The sequence below is a fragment of the Microbacterium sp. CFSPD4_SD4 genome (assembly GCF_057364585.1).
Genome location: NZ_JBNFOC010000011.1, coordinates 45650 through 63632 on the forward strand (window position 1 = coordinate 45650; position 17983 = coordinate 63632).

At 70.5% G+C, this 17983-nt stretch carries 15 protein-coding genes; 7 read left to right on the forward strand and 8 right to left on the reverse strand.

The genetic code is table 11. The annotated features are described in order from the left end of the window. Positions 1 to 63: 63 nt before the first annotated feature. The gene (locus tag AC2W7E_RS14115; RefSeq protein WP_126894167.1) at positions 64 to 1593 is read left to right on the forward strand and encodes an FAD-dependent oxidoreductase; all 1530 of its coding nucleotides are present in this window, start codon (positions 64 to 66) and stop codon (positions 1591 to 1593) included. 1 nt (position 1594) lies between these two features. On the opposite strand, the gene AC2W7E_RS14120 is transcribed toward AC2W7E_RS14115, so the two are convergent. From AC2W7E_RS14120 to AC2W7E_RS14130, 3 genes are all read right to left on the reverse strand, one after another. Beyond that, a complete protein-coding gene (locus AC2W7E_RS14120; RefSeq protein WP_025104699.1) occupies positions 1595 to 2401 on the reverse strand; it encodes a nitroreductase family protein in 807 nt (268 codons plus the stop codon). 4 nt (positions 2402 to 2405) lie between these two features. After that, the gene (locus AC2W7E_RS14125; protein WP_378869325.1) at positions 2406 to 2789 is read right to left on the reverse strand and encodes a hypothetical protein; all 384 of its coding nucleotides are present in this window, start codon (positions 2787 to 2789) and stop codon (positions 2406 to 2408) included. A gap of 113 nt (positions 2790 to 2902) precedes the next feature. Continuing rightward, positions 2903 to 3745, reverse strand: coding sequence for a MerR family transcriptional regulator (locus tag AC2W7E_RS14130; protein WP_378869322.1), 843 nt, complete (start codon positions 3743 to 3745; stop codon positions 2903 to 2905). 214 nt (positions 3746 to 3959) lie between these two features. Between AC2W7E_RS14130 and AC2W7E_RS14135 the strand changes: the two genes are divergently transcribed. Then, the gene (locus AC2W7E_RS14135) at positions 3960 to 4799 is read left to right on the forward strand and encodes a DUF4097 family beta strand repeat-containing protein (protein ID WP_025104702.1); all 840 of its coding nucleotides are present in this window, start codon (positions 3960 to 3962) and stop codon (positions 4797 to 4799) included. Further along, positions 4796 to 5422 carry a PadR family transcriptional regulator gene (locus AC2W7E_RS14140; RefSeq protein ID WP_060922301.1) on the forward strand — a complete coding sequence of 209 codons (627 nt, stop codon included), beginning with the start codon at positions 4796 to 4798 and terminating at the stop codon, positions 5420 to 5422. The genes AC2W7E_RS14135 and AC2W7E_RS14140 overlap by 4 nt, the downstream gene beginning before the upstream one ends. A 63-nt stretch (positions 5423 to 5485) precedes the next feature. Here the strand turns inward: AC2W7E_RS14140 and AC2W7E_RS14145 are convergent, their stop codons facing one another. Next, entirely contained in the window at positions 5486 to 6028 is a 543-nt protein-coding gene (locus AC2W7E_RS14145) for a universal stress protein (RefSeq protein WP_025104704.1), read from the reverse strand. Between the two features lie 149 nt (positions 6029 to 6177). On the opposite strand from AC2W7E_RS14145, the gene AC2W7E_RS14150 reads away from it, so the two are divergent. From AC2W7E_RS14150 to AC2W7E_RS14165, 4 genes are all read left to right on the forward strand, one after another. After that, entirely contained in the window at positions 6178 to 6369 is a 192-nt protein-coding gene (locus AC2W7E_RS14150) for a DUF3073 domain-containing protein (protein ID WP_025104705.1), read from the forward strand. 290 nt (positions 6370 to 6659) lie between these two features. After that, complete coding sequence (locus tag AC2W7E_RS14155) at positions 6660 to 7973, forward strand: ABC transporter substrate-binding protein (RefSeq protein WP_485989361.1); 1314 nt, start codon at positions 6660 to 6662, stop codon at positions 7971 to 7973. An 89-nt stretch (positions 7974 to 8062) separates the two neighbouring features. Beyond that, complete coding sequence (locus tag AC2W7E_RS14160; protein ID WP_485989362.1) at positions 8063 to 9037, forward strand: carbohydrate ABC transporter permease; 975 nt, start codon at positions 8063 to 8065, stop codon at positions 9035 to 9037. After that, the gene (locus AC2W7E_RS14165) at positions 9034 to 9954 is read left to right on the forward strand and encodes a carbohydrate ABC transporter permease (protein ID WP_485989363.1); all 921 of its coding nucleotides are present in this window, start codon (positions 9034 to 9036) and stop codon (positions 9952 to 9954) included. Before AC2W7E_RS14160 ends, AC2W7E_RS14165 begins: the two co-directional genes overlap by 4 nt. Here AC2W7E_RS14165 and AC2W7E_RS14170 read toward each other — a convergent pair. The 4 genes from AC2W7E_RS14170 to AC2W7E_RS14185 all read right to left on the reverse strand — a co-directional run bounded on the left by AC2W7E_RS14170 (position 9944) and on the right by AC2W7E_RS14185 (position 17920). Continuing rightward, the gene (locus AC2W7E_RS14170) at positions 9944 to 10336 is read right to left on the reverse strand and encodes a type II toxin-antitoxin system VapC family toxin (RefSeq protein WP_025104708.1); all 393 of its coding nucleotides are present in this window, start codon (positions 10334 to 10336) and stop codon (positions 9944 to 9946) included. The genes AC2W7E_RS14165 and AC2W7E_RS14170 overlap by 11 nt on opposite strands. Then, positions 10333 to 10566: a FitA-like ribbon-helix-helix domain-containing protein gene (locus tag AC2W7E_RS14175; RefSeq protein ID WP_025104709.1), complete on the reverse strand. Its 234-nt coding sequence runs from the start codon at positions 10564 to 10566 to the stop codon at positions 10333 to 10335. Before AC2W7E_RS14175 ends, AC2W7E_RS14170 begins: the two co-directional genes overlap by 4 nt. Before the next feature lie 167 nt (positions 10567 to 10733). Continuing rightward, positions 10734 to 15917, reverse strand: coding sequence for an endo-alpha-N-acetylgalactosaminidase family protein (locus AC2W7E_RS14180; protein WP_485989364.1), 5184 nt, complete (start codon positions 15915 to 15917; stop codon positions 10734 to 10736). Between the two features lie 185 nt (positions 15918 to 16102). Further along, on the reverse strand, positions 16103 to 17920 hold the full coding sequence (locus AC2W7E_RS14185; RefSeq protein ID WP_378869308.1) for a glycoside hydrolase family 35 protein: 1818 nt from the start codon (positions 17918 to 17920) through the stop codon (positions 16103 to 16105). Between the last annotated feature and the right edge of the window lie 63 nt (positions 17921 to 17983).

Here is a 17983-nt window from a genome sequence, read left to right on the forward strand (position 1 = left end):
ACAGCGCGACCGTCGGATGTCAAGGCGTTGGGGTGGGGGCGGGGACAGGCGTTGACTGTCGGCATGAAGCCCCTCTGGAAGGTCGACCAGGACGCACCCCACGGCACTCCCTTCGATCCCGGCGCGCAGCACGACGTGCTGATCGTGGGGGCGGGGCTCACCGGCCTCTCGACCGCGGTGCTCCTGACCCGCGCCGGACTCGACGTCGTGGTCGTCGACGCGGGGGACGTGGCGGAGCTGTCGACGGGCGGCAACACGGGCAAGCTCTCGCTCCTCCAGGGGCAGCAGCTCGCCACCATCCGCAGGCACCATCCGGCGGCCCTCGTCCAGGCGTACGTCGACGCCAACCGGGCCGGCATGGAGTGGCTCACCGGCTTCGCCGACAGCGCGGGCCTGAGCTACACCGAGCGGACCGACCACACCTACGCCCAGGGTCCGGACGGGCTCGAGGCGGTCCGAGCCCAGCACTCCGCCGCACGGGAGGCGGGGCTTCCGACCCGGCTGCTCACCGCGGGCGAGCTGTCGACGCCGTTCCCCGTCGCGGGCGCGGTCGCCCTCGATTCGCAGGTGACGATCGACCCGGTCGCCGTCGCCGACGCGCTCGCGAAGGAGTTCCTCGCGGGAGGCGGCACGCTGCACACCGGCGTCCGCGTGACCGGCGCCCACGCCCTGCCGGAGCCACGGGTGGAGACGACGGCGGGCCCGATGTTCGCCGAGCACATCGTCCTCGCGACGGGGACCCCGATCCTCGACCGCGGCCTGTACTTCTCCAAGGTCGCCGGGATGCGGTCGTACTGCGTCTCGTTCCGGGTCTCCGGCGGCGTGCCGGAGGGGACGTTCATCTCCGCCGACGGCCCGACGCGGTCCATCCGGCCGGTGTCCGCCGCCGACGGCCCCGCCGACACCGCGCAGCTCGTCGTCGGCGGCAACGGGCATCCGGTCGGCCGCTCGGACGGCGAGACCGCGGCGATCGACGACCTCGTGGACTGGACCCGCCTGCACTTCCCGGATGCGGAGGAGACCCACCGCTGGTCCGCGCAGGACTACCAGTCGCACAACCTCATCCCCTTCGTCGGCGCCCTGCCGCGCGGCCTCGGGCGCATCCGCATCGCCACCGGGTATGCGAAGTGGGGGCTGTCGAACGCGCCCGCTGCGGCCCTGCGGCTCACGGAGGAGATCATCGGGACGAAGCGCCGCGAGCGCCCGTCCTGGATGCTGCGCCTCGGCACCCGGCTCACCGTCCCCGCCGATCTCGCACGGGGGGCCGTCGAGGGGGCGAAGGTGGCCGCCGCGGCCACGAAGGGCTGGGTCGAGGCCGAGACCACCCCGGTCCCCGTGCCGCAGCCCGCGGAGGGCGAGGGCGTCGTGGCGAACCGCGGCGGTCGCCCGGTCGCCATCTCCACGGTCGACGGGGTGACCAGGGCCGTCAGCGCCGTCTGCACGCACCTGGGCGGCGTTCTCGACTGGAACGACGCCGAGTGCACGTGGGACTGCCCGCTGCATGCGTCGCGGTTCGCCGCGGACGGCACGCGCATCGAGGGACCGGCGCTGAACGATCTCCCGGAGGTGCCGCGGACGGTCGGGGGCTCCTGACTCAGGTCCGCGCCGGCGGCGTGTCCCAGCCCTGCTGCGGGGTGTCGCAGTCCTCGCGGAACACGTACTGCGACACGAGCTTGCGCTGGCTGCTGGACCAGTCGATCGCCGGGCGGCGCTGCTCGGGCGGCAGGTAGCCGAGCCGGTACACGGCCATGAGCTCGAGATCGTCGGGCACCCGCAGCAGCCGGACGATCTCGTCCCAGCGCCCCGGCACCTCCATCGGGAACGAGATGAACTGGATGCCCATGCCCAGCTCGACCGTGGTCAGCCAGACGTTCTCCATGGCCGCCCCCATGCTGAACACGGAGTAGAACGACGACAGCTGCCCGGGCCGGTACTCGCTCCGGTCGAGCATGACGCCCAGGAGCAGCGGCGATCCGGCGACGAGCTTGCGATTCTCCGAGCCCAGCGTCTTCGGCACGCCGAACGTGTTCATGAGCGTCTGGCCGCGCTTCGTGAACACCTGGGACGTGAAGGGCCGAAGCGGCGCGGGGAGCTTGTCGAACAGCATGCCGCTGCGCTTCTCCTCCATCTCCTCCTGGCTGAAGCGGAAGTACGGCTTGTACCGCTCGAAGAACGTGCCGTTCGACATGGCCTCCGTCATGCTCTCGCCGGAGATGCGCGCGATCTCGTCGATCGTGTCCCTGTTCTCGATCACCACGAAGCGCCAGGGCTGGCTGTTGAGCTGCGAGGGCGCGCGCCCGGCCGCTTCCAGGAGGATGCGCTGGTGCTCCTCGGAGACCGGGTCGGGCAGGAACGCCCCGTTCGTGGTCTTGCGGCGGCGGATGGCGTCGAGCAGTTCCATGCGGTCACTTCCGGTCGGAGGGGAGGCGCGAGACCACGAGGCCCGCGAGGACGAAGGGCGCCGCCGTGAGGGCGACGAGCGGGTGCCGCCGGGTGTGCGTCCCGGCGTAGGGGATCGCGGCCAGGGGGACGGCAGCGGGGAGGAAAGCGAGGGCGGCGCGACGGGTGCGCGGCGTGCGGGTGGCGAGACCCGCGACGACGGCGAGTCCGGCCGTCGCGCAGGTCAGGATGTAGAGGGCGTGGTGCACCCAGCGGAAGCGGCGCGTGTCGATGAGCCGCGCCGCCACCGCGGCGCCGAGGGCGCAGTTCGCCGCGTAGGCCGTCGCCGCCACCGCGAAGGCTCCGGACGCGGGGCGGTCGTCGTGCCCCCGTTTCCGTCGCCCCGTCATGGCACGACCCTACGCCCTCCCCTCCTCCCCCGATCCACCCCCTTGCGTGCGAGCCACCCCCTTGAGTACGACCGCAGCGGGGTGGGTCGCACGCAAGGGGGCCGCTCGACGGATCAGAGGGAGGCTTCCGCGTAGATGCGGAGCGCGTCGCGGACGAACTCCGCGCCCTGGGTCCCACCCGCGGACGTCGCGTAGTTCGCGCCGAAGCGCGGATCTGCGACGTACATCTCGCCGAGACCGATGACGTAGGCCTTGGCATCCGCGTCCGGTCCCTGCCGGAGCGCGGCGGCGGGAGTGCCCGGGATGCCCGTGAGCCAGGCCACGTGACGGCGCGCGAGCTCCTGCGCCTCGGCGGACGCGGGATCGATCCCGCTCTCCGCCGCGGCGATCCAGTCGCGTCCGAGGTCGGACACGCGCTGCTGCCACTCGGCGCGCTCGGCGCCGCTCATCCCGCGCCACCAGCGGTCGCTGTCGGCGTAGGCCTTCTTCCCCCAGCGGTCCTCGACCTCCTGCTTGTACTGCGTGTGGTCGAAGCCGTCGAACATGTTCTCTGCCATGAGGTTCTCACCTCCTCTCAATGCCGTGATGGTGGATTCGACCGACGCGATCTGCCGCGCCAGCCTGGTCTGCTCCTCGCGCAGCAGCGCGAGGTGCGTCTCGAGCGCCGACGCCTCCGCCGCCGAGCCCCCGCCCTGGGCCCCTGAGCCCCCGCCCTGGGCCCCTGAGCTTGTCGAAGGGCCCAGCACCTCCGCGATCTGCGGCAACCCGAGCCCGAGCTCCCGCAGCAGGAGGATCCGCTGCAACCGCACGAGCGCCGCTGCGTCGTAGTGCCGGTATCCGTTGGGCGCGATGCGCGACGGAGGCAGCAACCCGATGTCGTCGTAATGCCGCAGCGTCCGGCTCGTCGTCCCCGCCAGTCGCGCGATCTCCTGGATCGACCAGTCCTTCTCGCTCATCCCGCCCACCCTTCCGTGTCGTTCCCCTCCACCGTAGAAGTTGCCGTTACGTCAAGGTCAACCCCGTTCGAATCGCTTGATTGGCTCGATTTCCGGCCGATATGGGACCAATCAGGCGATTCGAAGGAAAGAGGGGTGACGGGATCGAGATATATCGTGTTATCGTGACGGCAACACGATATATCGTGAATCCCTCGACACAGGAGAAGCAGACATGACCGAGAAGTGGCTCATCGCCCCCGGCGAGGAACGCGTCATCGACATCGCCTCCGCGACCCGGCTCAAGGTGGGCCTCGTCGGCGGACAGGTCGACGTCATCGCCCACGACGAACCCGGCATCCGGATCGAGGTGCACGGCGTCACCACCAAGGACCTCCGGATCGAGTCCCGCGACGGCGAGGTCGAGATCGACCACCCGCAGCTCGGCTGGGACAACTTCCTCGAGGTGTTCCGGAACTTCGGCTCCGGCGGTCCGCGCGCCGAGGTGAGCGTGGCCGTCCCGCGCAGCATCGCCCTGACCCTCGGCGTCGTGAGCGCCGGCGCCCTCGTGTCGGGCATCCGCAACGACACGCGTCTCAACACCGTGTCCGGCGACATCATCGTCGACACCCTCATCGGCGACCTCAGCGTGAACTCGGTCTCCGGCGACGTGCAGATCCGCAACCTCACGGGCTCGCTCAGCGCCAACAGCGTCTCCGGCGACGTGGCCGTCACGGGTGCCATCCGCAAGGCCACGGTCGACATCGTCTCCGGCGCGACGCTGGTGGACGCGGCGGGCGACGTCAACACGATCACCGTGAACTCGGTCTCCGGCGGGACCACGGTGCGGCTCGACGAGTCCCTCGCGGCGAACTACGTCATCCGTTCGCTCAGCGGCCGCCTGCTCATCGACGGGGTCGAGCGCAGCTCGTCCGGACCGAGCACCTACAACGGCACCACCGGGGAGCTCGCGGGACGCTTCGTCGACCTCCGCGCCAACTCCGTCTCCGGAGGGGTCACGGTCCTCCGCCGCGCTCCGCAGACCATCGAGAACGATCCGGAGTGGGAAGCATGAGCCCCGCGGTCTTCTCCCACGGCGACCTGCGCCTGTACCTGCTGTCGCTGCTCGCGGAGTCCCCGCAGCACGGCTACGGCATCATCCAGTCCCTCACGGACCGGACGGGCGGCACGTACACGCCGAGCGCCGGCACCATCTACCCGCGCCTGGCGAAGCTCGAGGAGGAGGGGCTGGTCACCAAGACCGTCGACGGACGCACGACGATCTACGCGATCACCGAGGCCGGACGCGCCGAGCTGGCCTCGCGCCAGAGCGACCTCGCCGACATCGAGGCGGGCATCACCGACACCGTCCGTCTCATCGCGAACGAGGTGCGCCAGAGCGTGCAGGAGGCGATGAAGAGTCTTCGCGCCGACCTGGCGACGGCCACCAAGGACGACCGGGCGGCGGCGAAGAACAGGCCGCGCACCGCGGGCGACGATGCACGGCTGACCAGCCGCGAGGAGCTGCACCGCGCGGACGCCGTCGTGAACGCCTTCCGCGCACGCATCCGCACCGACCTGCGCACCCATGTCGCCAAGGGCGGCGTCCTCCCGTCGTCGGTGGTCACCGACCTCGAGAACGCGCTGGACCAGGCCGCCCGGAGCGTGACGGTGGCGCTGAGTCAACCGGACTCCTGAGCCCCTGGCATGACCGCACGAGGCCCCGTCGACATCCGTCGGCGGGGCCTCGTCGTGTGCGGATCACTCCGGCCAGATCTCCTTCTGCTCGTCCGGTACGGACTCCCCCAGGGGGACGACGAGCACGGAGCGGTGCTGGCGATGGGCGAGGCGCGCGGCGACCGAGCCGGTGAAGAACTCCCGGATGGACTCACCGATACCGCGCTTGCGGGTACCGACGACGATGAGCTGCGCGTCGAGCTTGTTCGCGAGCTGCTTGATGGCCAGCGCCGGGTCGCCGACGAGCTGCCGAGCGGTCCAGGTGACTCCCTTGCCGTCGAGCATCGTGGCCGCAGCCGCCTCGACGGCCTCGAACTCGGCAGCCCCCGCGTCGAAGTTGATGTCGATGGGAGCGGAGTGCACGTAGCCGTCCGGATCCTCGTAGGTGACGAAGCGCGTGATGTCGACGTGGGCCACCACGAGCGGGGCGTTCAGCAGCCGGGCGAAGCGGACGGCCTCATCGAGAACGTGCGGGTCCTGGTCGAGCTGCATCCCGACGATCACGGCCTTCTGCAGAGCGGCGTTCTGCGTGGCCTCATCGGACGGAGTGGAGGTGCTGTCGGTCATGGAGATCGCTCCCTTCGCCGGCCTGGCCGCGGCCAGGGTCTGTTCCCCGCGTGCTATCCTGAATGCTACTCTTACCGGCCTCGAGCCGGTGTCGTGAATGACTCGGGCGCCTGTCTGCCCGCAGCTTAACTCGTGAGGGGGTCTCAGGCATGGGCCGTGGCCGTCAGAAGGCGAAGCACACAAAGATCGCCCGCGAACTCAAGGCGTACAGTCCGTCGGTGAACTACTCGGCGCTGGAGCGCGAGCTCGCGCATTCGAGCGACTCCGACGAAGACGCCTACGTCGACAAGTGGGCCGACGAGTACGCAGACGAAGACGAAGACGAACTAGAGAAGGCGTAGCCCCTCGGTTCGAAACACCCGCACGGCTCGTGCGGGTGTTTCGTCGTACCCGGGCGGCGGTCCCCTCAGCGGGAGGGCCGCCGTGTCCCGCAGCGCACGACCGCGTCCCGACGCCGCCGATCGATGTCAGCGCTCCCTCTGAGGCATCCGAATTCGTCCCCGTCCCGCGATTCCGCGTCTTGTGAGCGCAAACATTTTCTGATTTGATGTGCATGTGATCGACGGCGCACCCTCGCCGCGTCCCCGCTTCGGGCGATCCGCAGGAACATGACCTCAAAGAGGAGAACAGCATGGCACCCACCTCACGCACCCCCCGCGTCGCCGCGGTCGTCGCCCTCGGCGCGGTGTCGGCGTTCGGACTCGCGGCCTGCGCCCCGGCTGCATCCGGGGGCGGCGACGCCGGCGGAGAGCCCGTCACCATCGAATACATGCACCGCCTCCCTGACGGCGAGGGCATGACCACGGTCGCGGAGATCGTCGACCGCTGGAACGAGGAGCACCCCGACATCCAGGTCAAGGCCACGAAGTTCGACGGCAAGGCCAGCGACATGATCCTCAAGCTCGAGACCGACATCAAGGCCGGGAACGGCCCGTGCCTCGCGCAGACCGGATACTCCGAGGTGCCGCAGCTCTATGTGAAGGGTCTGCTGGAGGACGTCGCCGCGGAGGCCGAGAAGTACGAGGACCACTACTCGGCCGGAGCGTTCAGCGGCATGCGGGTCGGCGACGCCATCGTGGGCCTCCCGCAGGACACCGGGCCCCTCGTCTACTTCTACAACACCGCGGAGTTCGAGGCGCTCGGCCTCGACGCCCCGGCCACGCTCGACGACCTGACCGCCGCCTCCGCCACGGCCGCCGCCGCCGGCAAGTTCGTCACCGCCTTCACTCCGGACGAGGCGCAGAACTGGCTCTCCGGACAGGCCGCGGCCGCCGGCGACACCTGGTTCTCCACCGAGGGCGAGGAGTGGAAGGTGGACGCCGAGGGCGCCGGCTCCGAGCGCGTCGCCGCCTTCTGGCAGGGCCTGCTCGACGGCAAGCAGACGCTCGCGACCGAGCGCTGGGGCGAGGGCTTCACGGCGGCGCTGAACGACGGCAGCCTCATCGGCCACGTCGGCGCGGCCTGGGAGGCCGGCTTCCTCCTCGACTCGCTGGACGGCACCCCGGCCGAGGGGAAGTGGCGCGTCGCCCAGCTCCCGGACTTCGGCGCCGGGGCGATGAGCGGCCCCGACGGCGGCTCCGGCGTCTCGGTCATGAAGGGCTGCGAGAACCCCGAGGCCGCCATGGAGTTCAACGACTGGTTCAACACGCAGGTCGACGACCTCGCGTCGCAGGGTCTCGTCGTCGCCGCGAAGGGTGAGGTGGAGACCCCCGAGAAGATGCTGCGGCAGTTCGGTGGCCAGGATGTGCTCGCCGAGCTCGGCACCGCCACCGAGAACCTCAACCCCGACTTCCCCTACGCCCCCGGCTTCTCGACCCTGGCGAACATGAACGAGACGGCCGCCGCGGCCGCCGCCGGCACGGCCTCGGTCGCCGACATCTTCACGACGGCGCAGGACACGGCCGTCGCGTCGCTCAAGGACCTCGGCCTCCCGGTCGCGGAATGACCGGACCGGACGGCATCATCGGATGAACGACGGCGGAGTGCACGGGCGATCGTGTACTCCGCCGTCGTCGTGAGAGCGAGAGGCACATCATGGCCACAGTGACCGAGACGAGGGCAGCGGCGCCGCTCCCTCCCGCGCGCCGCCCCGTCGCCCCGTCGACGAGGCGATCGCGGATCCGACGGGAGGGGCTGACCGGGTGGCTGTTCATGGCGCCGTTCGCGCTGCTGTTCGCCGTCGTCTTCCTCATCCCGATCATCGTGTCGGTCCGGTCGTCGTTCTTCGCGCAGGTACCCGCCGGCGGCGGCCTGTACGGTGGCGGCGAGCTCGTCGACACGTTCGTCGGCCTCGACAACTTCGCGGCCGCGACGACCGACGGCGCGTTCTGGGCCGGCATGGGACGGGTCGTGCTCTACGCGGCGTTCCAGATCCCGGTGATGATCATCGCGGCCCTCGCCCTGGCCCTGCTGCTGGACTCGTTCATCGTGCGCCGCCCCGCGCTGTTCCGCCTCGCCTTCTTCCTCCCCTACGCGGTCCCCGGCATCATCGCGGCGATGATGTGGCTCTACCTCTACACGCCCGAGGTGTCGCCCTTCCTGCCCTATCTGCCCGAGGGGACCGACCTCATGTCGCCGCAGACGATCCTCTTCTCGATGGCGAACATGACGACGTGGACCTACACGGGCTACAACATGCTCATCTTCCTGAGCGCCCTGCAGGCCATCCCCCGCGACCTCTACGAGGCCGCCCGCCTGGACGGCGCGACCGGATTCCAGATCGCGACCCGCATCAAGGTGCCGCTCGTGCGCGGTGCCGCCCTGCTGGCCGTGCTGCTGTCGATCATCGGCACGATCCAGCTGTTCAACGAGCCGGTCATCCTGGAAGCCGCGAACTCCTGGATGGGCAAGGACTTCACGCCGATGATGCTCACCTACAACACGATGATGGGCGAGCTGTCGCCGTCGGGCAGCGGTCCGGCGTCGGCGTACTCGCTGCTCATGGCCGGCATCGCGGGTGTGCTCGCGATCGTGTACGCACTGCTCCAGCGGCGGAAGGGCGACGCATGACCACCACACGACTCGTCACCGTGGCTCCGCCGACGAAGCGGCGCTCCCGGAAGCCGCAGGCGGCGGACGCCCCTCCCCCGTCGATCGCCCCCGGCCCCGCCGCGCGCACGTTCGGCATCATCGCCCTCGTCGTCGCCACGCTGTACTTCCTCGTGCCGGTGTTCTGGCTCGTGGTCGCCTCGACGAAGAACAACACCGACCTCACGTCGACGTTCGGCTTCTGGTTCGCCGAGCCGAACCTCGCCGCCAACTACGACAGCCTCATGGGCTGGACGCAGGGGCTGTTCTGGCGCTGGGTCGGCAACTCCCTGTTCTACTCGCTCAGCGCCGGGGTCATCGGCACGCTGTTCGCCGTGATGGCCGGCTATGCGATCGCCAAGTTCGCCTTCCCGGGGAAGAAGCTCGCGGTCGGCATCATCATGGCGGGGCTCCTGCTGCCCGTCGCCCTGCTCACGGTGCCGCTGTACATCGAGTTCCAGGAGCTCGGCCTCACGAACACGGTGTGGGCGATCATCATCCCTTCGGCGGTCTCGCCGTTCGGCGTCTTCCTCGGCATGGTCTACGCGCAGTCGTCGGTGCCGACGGAGCTGCTGGAAGCCGCCCGCATCGACGGCGCCGGTGAGGGCCGGATCTTCTTCACGATCGTGCTGCGGCTGCTCGGCCCCGCGATGGTGACGATCTTCCTGTTCATCTTCGTGGCCACGTGGAACAACTTCCTCCTCCCGCTCATGATGATCTCCAGCCCCGACCTCAAGCCGGTCACGCTCGGCCTCTACGGCATGATGAGCTACTTCTCCCCCGACAAGGGCGCCGTCATGCTCGGGGCCCTGCTCGGCGTGATCCCCCTCATCGCGCTGTTCTTCACGCTGCAGAAGTACTGGCGCTCGGGTCTCGCCGCCGGCGCCGTCAAGGGCTAGGCACCTCGACCGCGCACAGACCGGAGGCCGCCCGCGCGAGCCTCCGGTCGTGCGTCAGGAGCGGGCAGTCGAACACCGCGGCGAGCGCGACGTACGCGGCGTCGTAGGCGGTGAGGTTCGCCCGCAGCGCGAGGATCCGCGGCACCAGCGGGAGCGTCGGATGCAGGTCGACCGGGAGGCGGGCGAGGTCGCCGGCCGCGGATTCGAGCGCCGCGGCGTCGAGGACACCGCCGCGTTCGAGCCCCCGCAGAGCGCTGGCCACCTCCACCGGCAACAGCTCCGGGGCAAGCAGAAACTCGTCCTCCAGCCGCGACCCCAGGACACCGGTCGACGTTCCGGTGCAGACCAGGTCGACGACGATCGAGGCGTCGACGACGATCACCGCCCGGCGCGCCCCTCGTGCACGGCGGCGACGATGCTCTCCGGGGTGAGCGCGGTCATCTCCGGCTGCCGCGCTCGTCGGCTCAGGAACTCCGAAAGCGTCGGGCGCGAGGCGAGGCGAGTGAGCTCCGTCGACAGATACTGCTGAAGCGACTGTCCTCGCTCGCGCGCGCGTGCGGCGAGCACGGAATGCACGCCCGGATCGAGGTCGCGGATGAGGACGTTCGGCATGCTTACAGTATGCATGTACGGCTCCTTTCGTGACTACCCCTCGAGTATCGGGGAGCGGGGGCACGCTCTCCCGCCCCGGAACCGCGACCCGTGGAGAACCGGCAGACTCCCCGCCGCGTGCAGAAGAGGCCCGGGGCGAACCCCGGGCCTCTCGTGTGCAGAGGAACTCAGCTGCGTCGCCGTCGCCAGAGCGCCGCACCGAGTGCGCTCAGGGCGAGCGCGCCGACGGCGACCGCCAGCCAGGTCATCCCCTCCGTGCCGGTCGTGGCCAGCGCCCCACCCGCGGCGGTCGCGGCCGCGGTGACCGCCAGATCCGCGCGGGCCAGCTCGGCGCCCTCGGTGTCCGTCGCGACGAGCGCGTGGGCACCCGCGGGCGTGGCCGCCGGGATGAGGACGGTCGCGACCGCGCCGCCGTCGGCGGCGATCGTCACCTCGCCCACGCGGACCGGCTCCGAGTGGAGCCAGAGCTGCACGACCGCCTCGGGGTCGAAGCCGCGGAGCTGCACGCGGAGGGAGTCTCCTGCCACCGCGGTGCCGACCGACGGGGTGAGGACGGCTTTCTTCGCCGGCTTCGCCTTCTTGACCTTGAGGTCCGCGCCGGCCACCTCCGCGCCGGAGGCGTCCTTGACGAGGAAGCGGTGCTTCCCGACCGTCGCATCCGCGGGGATGAGCACGCGGGTGGTCAGCGCGCCGTGCGCATCGACCGTCGCGTCCGCGAGCCGCACGCCGTCCAGCCAGAACGAGACGGCGGCGCCGGGCGCGAAGCCTGAGAGCACGGCCTCGACCGTCTCCCCTGCGCGCACGGAATCCGCGCCGAGCGTGAGCACCGGATCGGTCTCCGGGGCGCACGCCCCGAGGTCGTCCGCTGGTCGCTTCTCCGGGGCGTGCCCCGTCTGCGGGGACGTGACACCGTACACCGCCATCTCCGCCACGGCCGCGAACGGCGTGCCCGAGATCGACGAGGTCGCCGTCACCCGCACGTATCGCGCGGTCGTCGCGGCGAAGTCGACATCCTGCCACTCCGCGACGTTCTTCCACTCACCCACCGCCACGTCGGTGAAGGTCTGCCCGTCGGTGGAGACCGCGACCTGGAAGCCCTTGATGGGGCCGTTCTGGTTCGCGCCGCGCCGCAGGTAGGAGATGCCGTCGACCGTCTCCGCGGAACCGAGGTCGAACGTGAGCACGTGCGGATACCCGGGGGCGTCGCTGCTCCAGCGGCTGTGCCAGAACGTCCCGGCATTGCCGTCGAGCATGTTCGTCGCTGTGCCGTCCTCACCCGCGGTCTCCTCGGAGCTCGCGGTCGCCGTGATCTGCGCGTTCGGGATGCGGGCGCGGGAGGCCACAGCCGCCTCCTGCGCGGTCTGCACGGTCCGCACGTCGCAGTCGACGAGGTAGGTGGCCGCGATGCCGATGCTCACGGCGGAGCCCGCGGCCGACGCCGGTGCCGTCAGCAGCCAGTCCGTCGTCACGCTCTCGCCGGGGGCGACCTTCGCGAACAGGTTCGACGACCCGTCTGCGACCTCGACGGTGTAGCCCTCCGGGAGGTCGAGCTGCACGCCGACGTTCTCCGCCAGGATGTCCTCGCTGTTGGTGAAGGTCGTGGTGAACGGGGTCTGCGCCCCGGGGCTCAGGGTCACGGCCTCGCCGGAGACGGTGGCGCACGGCGTGCCACCCTCCGTCGGACCGAGGTCGGTGACCGTGAAGTCGTCGAGGACGAAGTCGACGTCCGGGCCGCCGACCCGCTCCAGACCGACCCACGTGTAGTCGCCGCACCCCACGATCACGTCCTCCTGGAACGCGGTGGTCTCCAGGGCCTGCACGACGGGGGTGCGACGCAGGGTCGTCGAGGAGATCTCCCCGTCGAGCACGGCGTCGGTGCCGGTCAGCCAGCGGTAGGCCCCGCTCGCGCCGGCCTGGTAGTCGAACCCGATGCGGTAGGTGTGCCCGGCCTGCAGCGGCACCAGCGTGGGGTCGGTCCGGTAGACGACGCCGGAGTTCTCGGAGTGGGACATCAGCGAGTGCTCACCGGTGAGGGTGGTGTCCACCGCCAGCCCCGCGAGGGCTCCGCTGTCGAACGGCTTGGCTGTGTTGCGCCAGTCGCTCGTCGTGTACGGGTCGTGCCGCCGCGAGATGCTCGTGCGGGGGTCGTCGATGCCGTTGGCGTCGCCCTTCACGAACGGGCCCCACCCGGGCTGGTTGCCCTCGAAGTCGTTCGAGTACACCGTGCCGGCTGCGGCCGGCGCCGTCGTGTCCGCCATCACCCTGGCGTTGTCGATGCGCACCGCCGCGTCGCCGGCGACCGCCGAGACCGAGACGGTCACCTCGCCGGAGGCCGGCGCCAGGAACGACACCGATCCGCGCTGGTAGTACTGTCCGGCCTTCGAGTCGGCGCGCATGTAGTTGTACGTCGGGGACAGGTTCCAGGTGCGGCTCACGACGCCGCCCCCGGTGTCGACCGCGACGCTCACGTCGCGCGTGGCCGTCGGATCGATCTGCACCTGCGCGGAGAACGCGTAGCGCTTCCCGGGGGTGAGGCCGGTGACGGTCTGCGAGATCGCGGAGGGGGACGAGCCGAAGACCGCGATGTTGTCGCCCCGTGAGGCGTTCTTCGCCGCGCCGAGGTCCGTGCGCTCGATGGTCACGTCGCCCCGGGGGTTCCAGCCGTCGAGCGCGCCCGAGTTGAACCCGGGATCGGTCAGGCCCGCGTCGCGGTACTCGATCGCCGCCCGCTGCGCTCCGCCCTGAGGCACGACGACGTAGGCCGTCCCCTTCTCACCGGACAGCGTCAGCTTGCCGTCGACCGCGGTGACGGTGCGCACCTTCTCGCGGCCCTGGTCGCCGAGCGCGAACACGTCGAAGGTCGTGTTCCCGCGGAAGGCGTCCGTGAGACCGAAGGTCTTCTCGCCGCCGGAGGCCGTGAAGAAGTACATCTTGTCCGCGTCGACGGGCGAGCCCGACTCGGCGCTCGACGGCAGCGACTGCCACGGCAGCAGGTAGGAGTCGCCCCGCAGGACGGTCGCGCCGTCCATCGTGACGACCCGCGTGCCGCCGTCGATCCGGGCCGCCACGTCGTCGGTGAAGGTCGCCTCGACCCCCGCCTCGTACGTCTGCAGGTCGAAGTGCTGCAGGAACTTCGTCGGCAGGCTCTGCGACCAGATGTTGCCGATGAAGCCGTCCCAGTTGCGGTTGCCCACCCAGCCCTCGGCGTCGACGAGACGCTGCTGGCCGAGCAGGACGTCGTCGTTCCAGACGTCCGCCTGCGCGTTCTGGATGAACCGCACCATGGTGGAGTTGATGCCCTTGTTGTCCTTACCGCCATAGGCGAGGTCGTTCGGCCAGTGCGACCAGACCGTGCTGTCGACGAACTTGTCGCCCCACTCGGTCGCGACCTCGAGATCCATGGCGTTCAGCTCGTCCGCGAGCTCCTCGGCCACCCAGCCGTTGGAGTAGTACACGTCGATGTAGACGCCGCTGAGCCCCGGCACCTCGTCCCGCAGCTGCTGGAAGCGGTCGAGCACGCGTCCGGTGCCGAGATCGGTCTGCTGGTTGATGTAGTACGACTGGTCCAGCCAGTTCCAGCCCGGCTTGTAGGGCGGTGTGCCATCGAGGATCGCCGCGTCGAACGCGTCCGCCTGCGGGTAGATCTCCGTGGCGTTGACGTGCACGCTCATGTCGGCATTGAGCTTCGCCCCCTCGTCGACGAGGCGGTTGAGGTCGGCGAGGCCGCCCGCACGCTCGTTGTAGTTCCCGCCGTAGTCGGTGTTCGCGGAGTCGTGTCCCTCGCTGCCGAAGCCCTTGTTGAGCACCCACTGCCCGAGGCCGTCGGTCTGGTTCGCGATGCGCTTGGTGTTGTCGAGCACGAGGTCGAAGTAGTTCGTGGCGCTCGAGGCGAAGTTGAACGGGATGCGGCTGACCACGCGGTCGGCCACCCGGTCGGCACCGAGGCGCGGGGCGTCGACCTCGCGGTAGCGGATCGCGGCGTCCTGCCAGTCCACGGTCTCGTCGCCGTTGCGGTCGGCGGTGAGGAGCACCGTGACCTTCGGAAGGGCGTAGGTCGTCACCCGGCTGTCGACGGCGGAGGTCGGATGGATGAGCCAGGTGTTCGAGCCGATCTCCGCGGTCCGGCCGTCGGCCGCAGTCACCCGCGTCGTGAGCCGGGTGTTCCACGAGGCGGTGCCGCCGGAGGCCTGCGTCGTCGCGTTCGTGATCACGCTGCCGGCGAGGGTCCCGTCGCCGAGGAATGCGAAGGCCGCGCCCTTCGTCCCGGTGGCCGTCGCCGCTCCCACCGCGATGTGCTCATCGGCGTTCGTGGTGCTGTTCGGGCTGATCACGGTGCGATCGAGGACGGCGCCGTCCGCGGCCGTCGCGGAGAGGAACGCGTTGTCGGGGAGCGCCAGGGTGTTCACCGCGGCGGAACCGTCCACCCCGGTCACGGTGAACTCGACCGTGCCGTTCGCCGCGACGCGGATGCTGCTGCGCACCGTGACGTCGATGCCGGTCAGGGTCGAGACGTAGTCGACGCCGCTCGCCGTCGCCGTGGAGGTGGTGGTCGACGCATAGGCGGTGCCGTTGACCGCCCAGGTGCGCGGGGAGCTCTTCTGCCCGCCGAGGCGGTCATCGCCCACGCGGTAGCCGAGGATCTGCGGGAACGCGGCGGAGACGGTGGCGGTGGTGCCGCCCGCGGCGATCTCGACGGTGTCCCCGGTCTCCGGCTGCTCCGGCGTCTCCGGCTCCGTGACGATCGGCGGGAGCTCCTCGTCGGAGAGCACCTGGATCTCACCGGCGCCGCCGCCCGTGGTGCCCTGCGCGTCGATGACGAGCAGCGCGACGTATCGGCCGTCCTTCGCGGTCTCCAGCGTGATGCGCTGCTTCTCGTCATTCGCGGTGGGTGCGTGCAGTGTCGCGGCCGCGGCGGCGGCGCCCCATCCCCCATCGGCCGGCGAGGTGCGCGCGGCGTCGGCGTCATCCGTGACGTACACCTCGACGGTCTTGGCCGCGACGCTCTGCCCGCGCTTGACCGAGTAGTCCAGCGCCTTCACAGAGAGGGGCCGCTGCAGGTCGAGGGCGATCCAGTGCGGGAAGGGCGCGTTGGACGAGTACCGCGACGTCCACTGCGTCGCATAGTCGCCGTCGAAGGCGCCGAGAGCCGTGCCGTCGTGCGAGGGCGGCGCCGGATACGGATCCGATTCGCTGGACACCGCGTGCAACCGGTACTCCGTCTGCGGGACGGGGAGGAGATCGGCGGCCTGTGCAGCGGTCGCGGGGAGGAGCGCTCCGCCGAGCGCGAGAGCCGTCGCCAGCAGGGAGCTGATGGCGACGGCGGTGCGCGGCGGTCGGGAAGGTGTCGACACGTCTTGCCTCTCGAACGGTGCGACGGCCGGAGGAAAGGACGCCCCGATGCGCCGCAGGTGGATCATCGATCGGAACCGATGTTTGCGCTATCACCGTAGAGCGAGGGTGTGGCTTAAGACAAGAGTTGAACGCGAAGTATGCGCAAACATTGGCCGAAGGTCATCACCCGCGGCCCGTGTGCGGCTCAGGAGCCGATGAACTCCTCGGTCTCCCCGAAGGACGGCGCCTCCCGGATCTCCACCGTCGCCCCGAGGCCGTCGGTGTCGAGCACCACGATCTCGTTGCGCCCGGCACGCCACAGCGGCGCGGGGGCGTAGAGCGTCTCCTGCGGACCCACGCTCCAGTAACGTCCGAGCAGGAATCCGTTCAGCCACACCATGCCCTTGCCGCCGCCGGGGAAGGCGAGCCACGCGTCCAGCGGTTCAGCGACATCGAACCCGGCGACGGCGAGGCCGTCCTTTCCGCCCGACCCGGCGGCGTCCGCCGCCGGTGCCGTCTGCGGCAGGAGGCGATGCGTCCAGCCGTTCACAAGGCGGCGGCCGATCATCACACCGCGCATGATGCCCTTGCCCTCGCCGGTATACGGCCCGTAGTTGATGCGTCCGAGGCTCTCGACGACGAGCGTCAGCCGACCGGAGCCGCCGTCCACGGGGAGAGCGAGAGACGTCTCGCCGTCCCGCTCGAGCACACCGAGGCGACGGTCGTCGAGGAAGACGACCGCGCGATCGTGCAGGCCATCGATGGTCAGTGTCGCCTCGTCGGGGAACGACACGTCGGCCTCGTAGGCGACAAGGCCGTCCTCCGCCCCGAGCTGCTCGAAGGTGAGTGGACGGGGCGAGAGCGCGCCCGCCGCAGGGGTCGCCCGGACCACGTCGAGCAGAGCCGCCCGCGGCTCCAGGGGCGCGGACGCCGCGGACTGCCGCCGCGGCTGGTCGGGGACCGGCGGCAGCTCGTCCGCGTGGAAGGGGGCGAAGAGCGCGCGAAGCGCATGGAACTTCTTCCCGAGGGTGCCGTCCTCGCCGATCGGGGCGTCGGAGTCGTAGCTGGTCACCGTGGGCTGCAGCACGAGGTCGTGGTTCGCGCCGTTCCACAGGCCGAAGTTGGTGCCCCCGTGCGCCATGTAGAGGCTGACCGAACCGCCCTCGTCGAGGAGCTCGCGGATCGTCCCGCCCATGCTGTCCGCCGACCGCACATGGTGCCGCTCGCCCCAGTGGTCGAACCAGCCGCCCCAGAGCTCGCTGCACATGAGCGCCTCCCCGTGCCGACGCAGGGAGGCCGCCACCGGCACCCCGGTGCCGAAAGTGAACGTCGTCATCGCGCCCGGCACGCTCCCGTGCGCGATCATGTCCGGAGTGATCCCGTCGGCCGTCGTCAGCATCTCCACCATGCCCCGTCGCCGGAGCCCGTCACGCAGGTGGGCGAGGTAGGCGGCGTCGCTGCCGAACGATCCGTACTCGTTCTCGATCTGGATCGCCACGATCGGCCCGCCGTACGCGGCCTGCAGGGGCGCGAGCCGCGGAAGCAGCGCGTCGTACCAGGCATCGACGGCGGCGAGGAACGCGGGATCGCTCGTCCGCAGCGCCGCGACCCGCCCGGTGAGCCAGAAGGGGAGACCGCCGTTGGACCACTCCGCGCAGATATAGGGGCTCGGCCGGAGGAACACGTCGAGACCGACCTCGCCGGCCAGCCGCACGAAGCGCTCGACGTCCTGCCAGCCGTCGAAGCGGATGTCCCCTTCGACCCGTTCGTGGAAGTTCCAGGCGACATAGGTGTCGACCGTGTTCGCGCCCATCGCGGCGAGCCGGCGCAGGCGGTCCTCCCACTGGTCCGGGTGCACGCGGAAATAGTGGATCGAGCCCGACAGGATGCGGTGCGGCGCACCGTCGCGGAGGATCTCCCCGTCGCGCCAGGACAGGGCGGGGGCGCCGGGGGCGGCGGCGTCTGTCGGCGCGGCGACGGCGGTGGAGAAGCCGTCGGAAGCCGCGGCGAGAAGGTCGGACATTGCACTCCCAGCTGAATTGTTTGCGTTCACATTATCGCATCGCCGATGTCCGCGCTCCCTGGT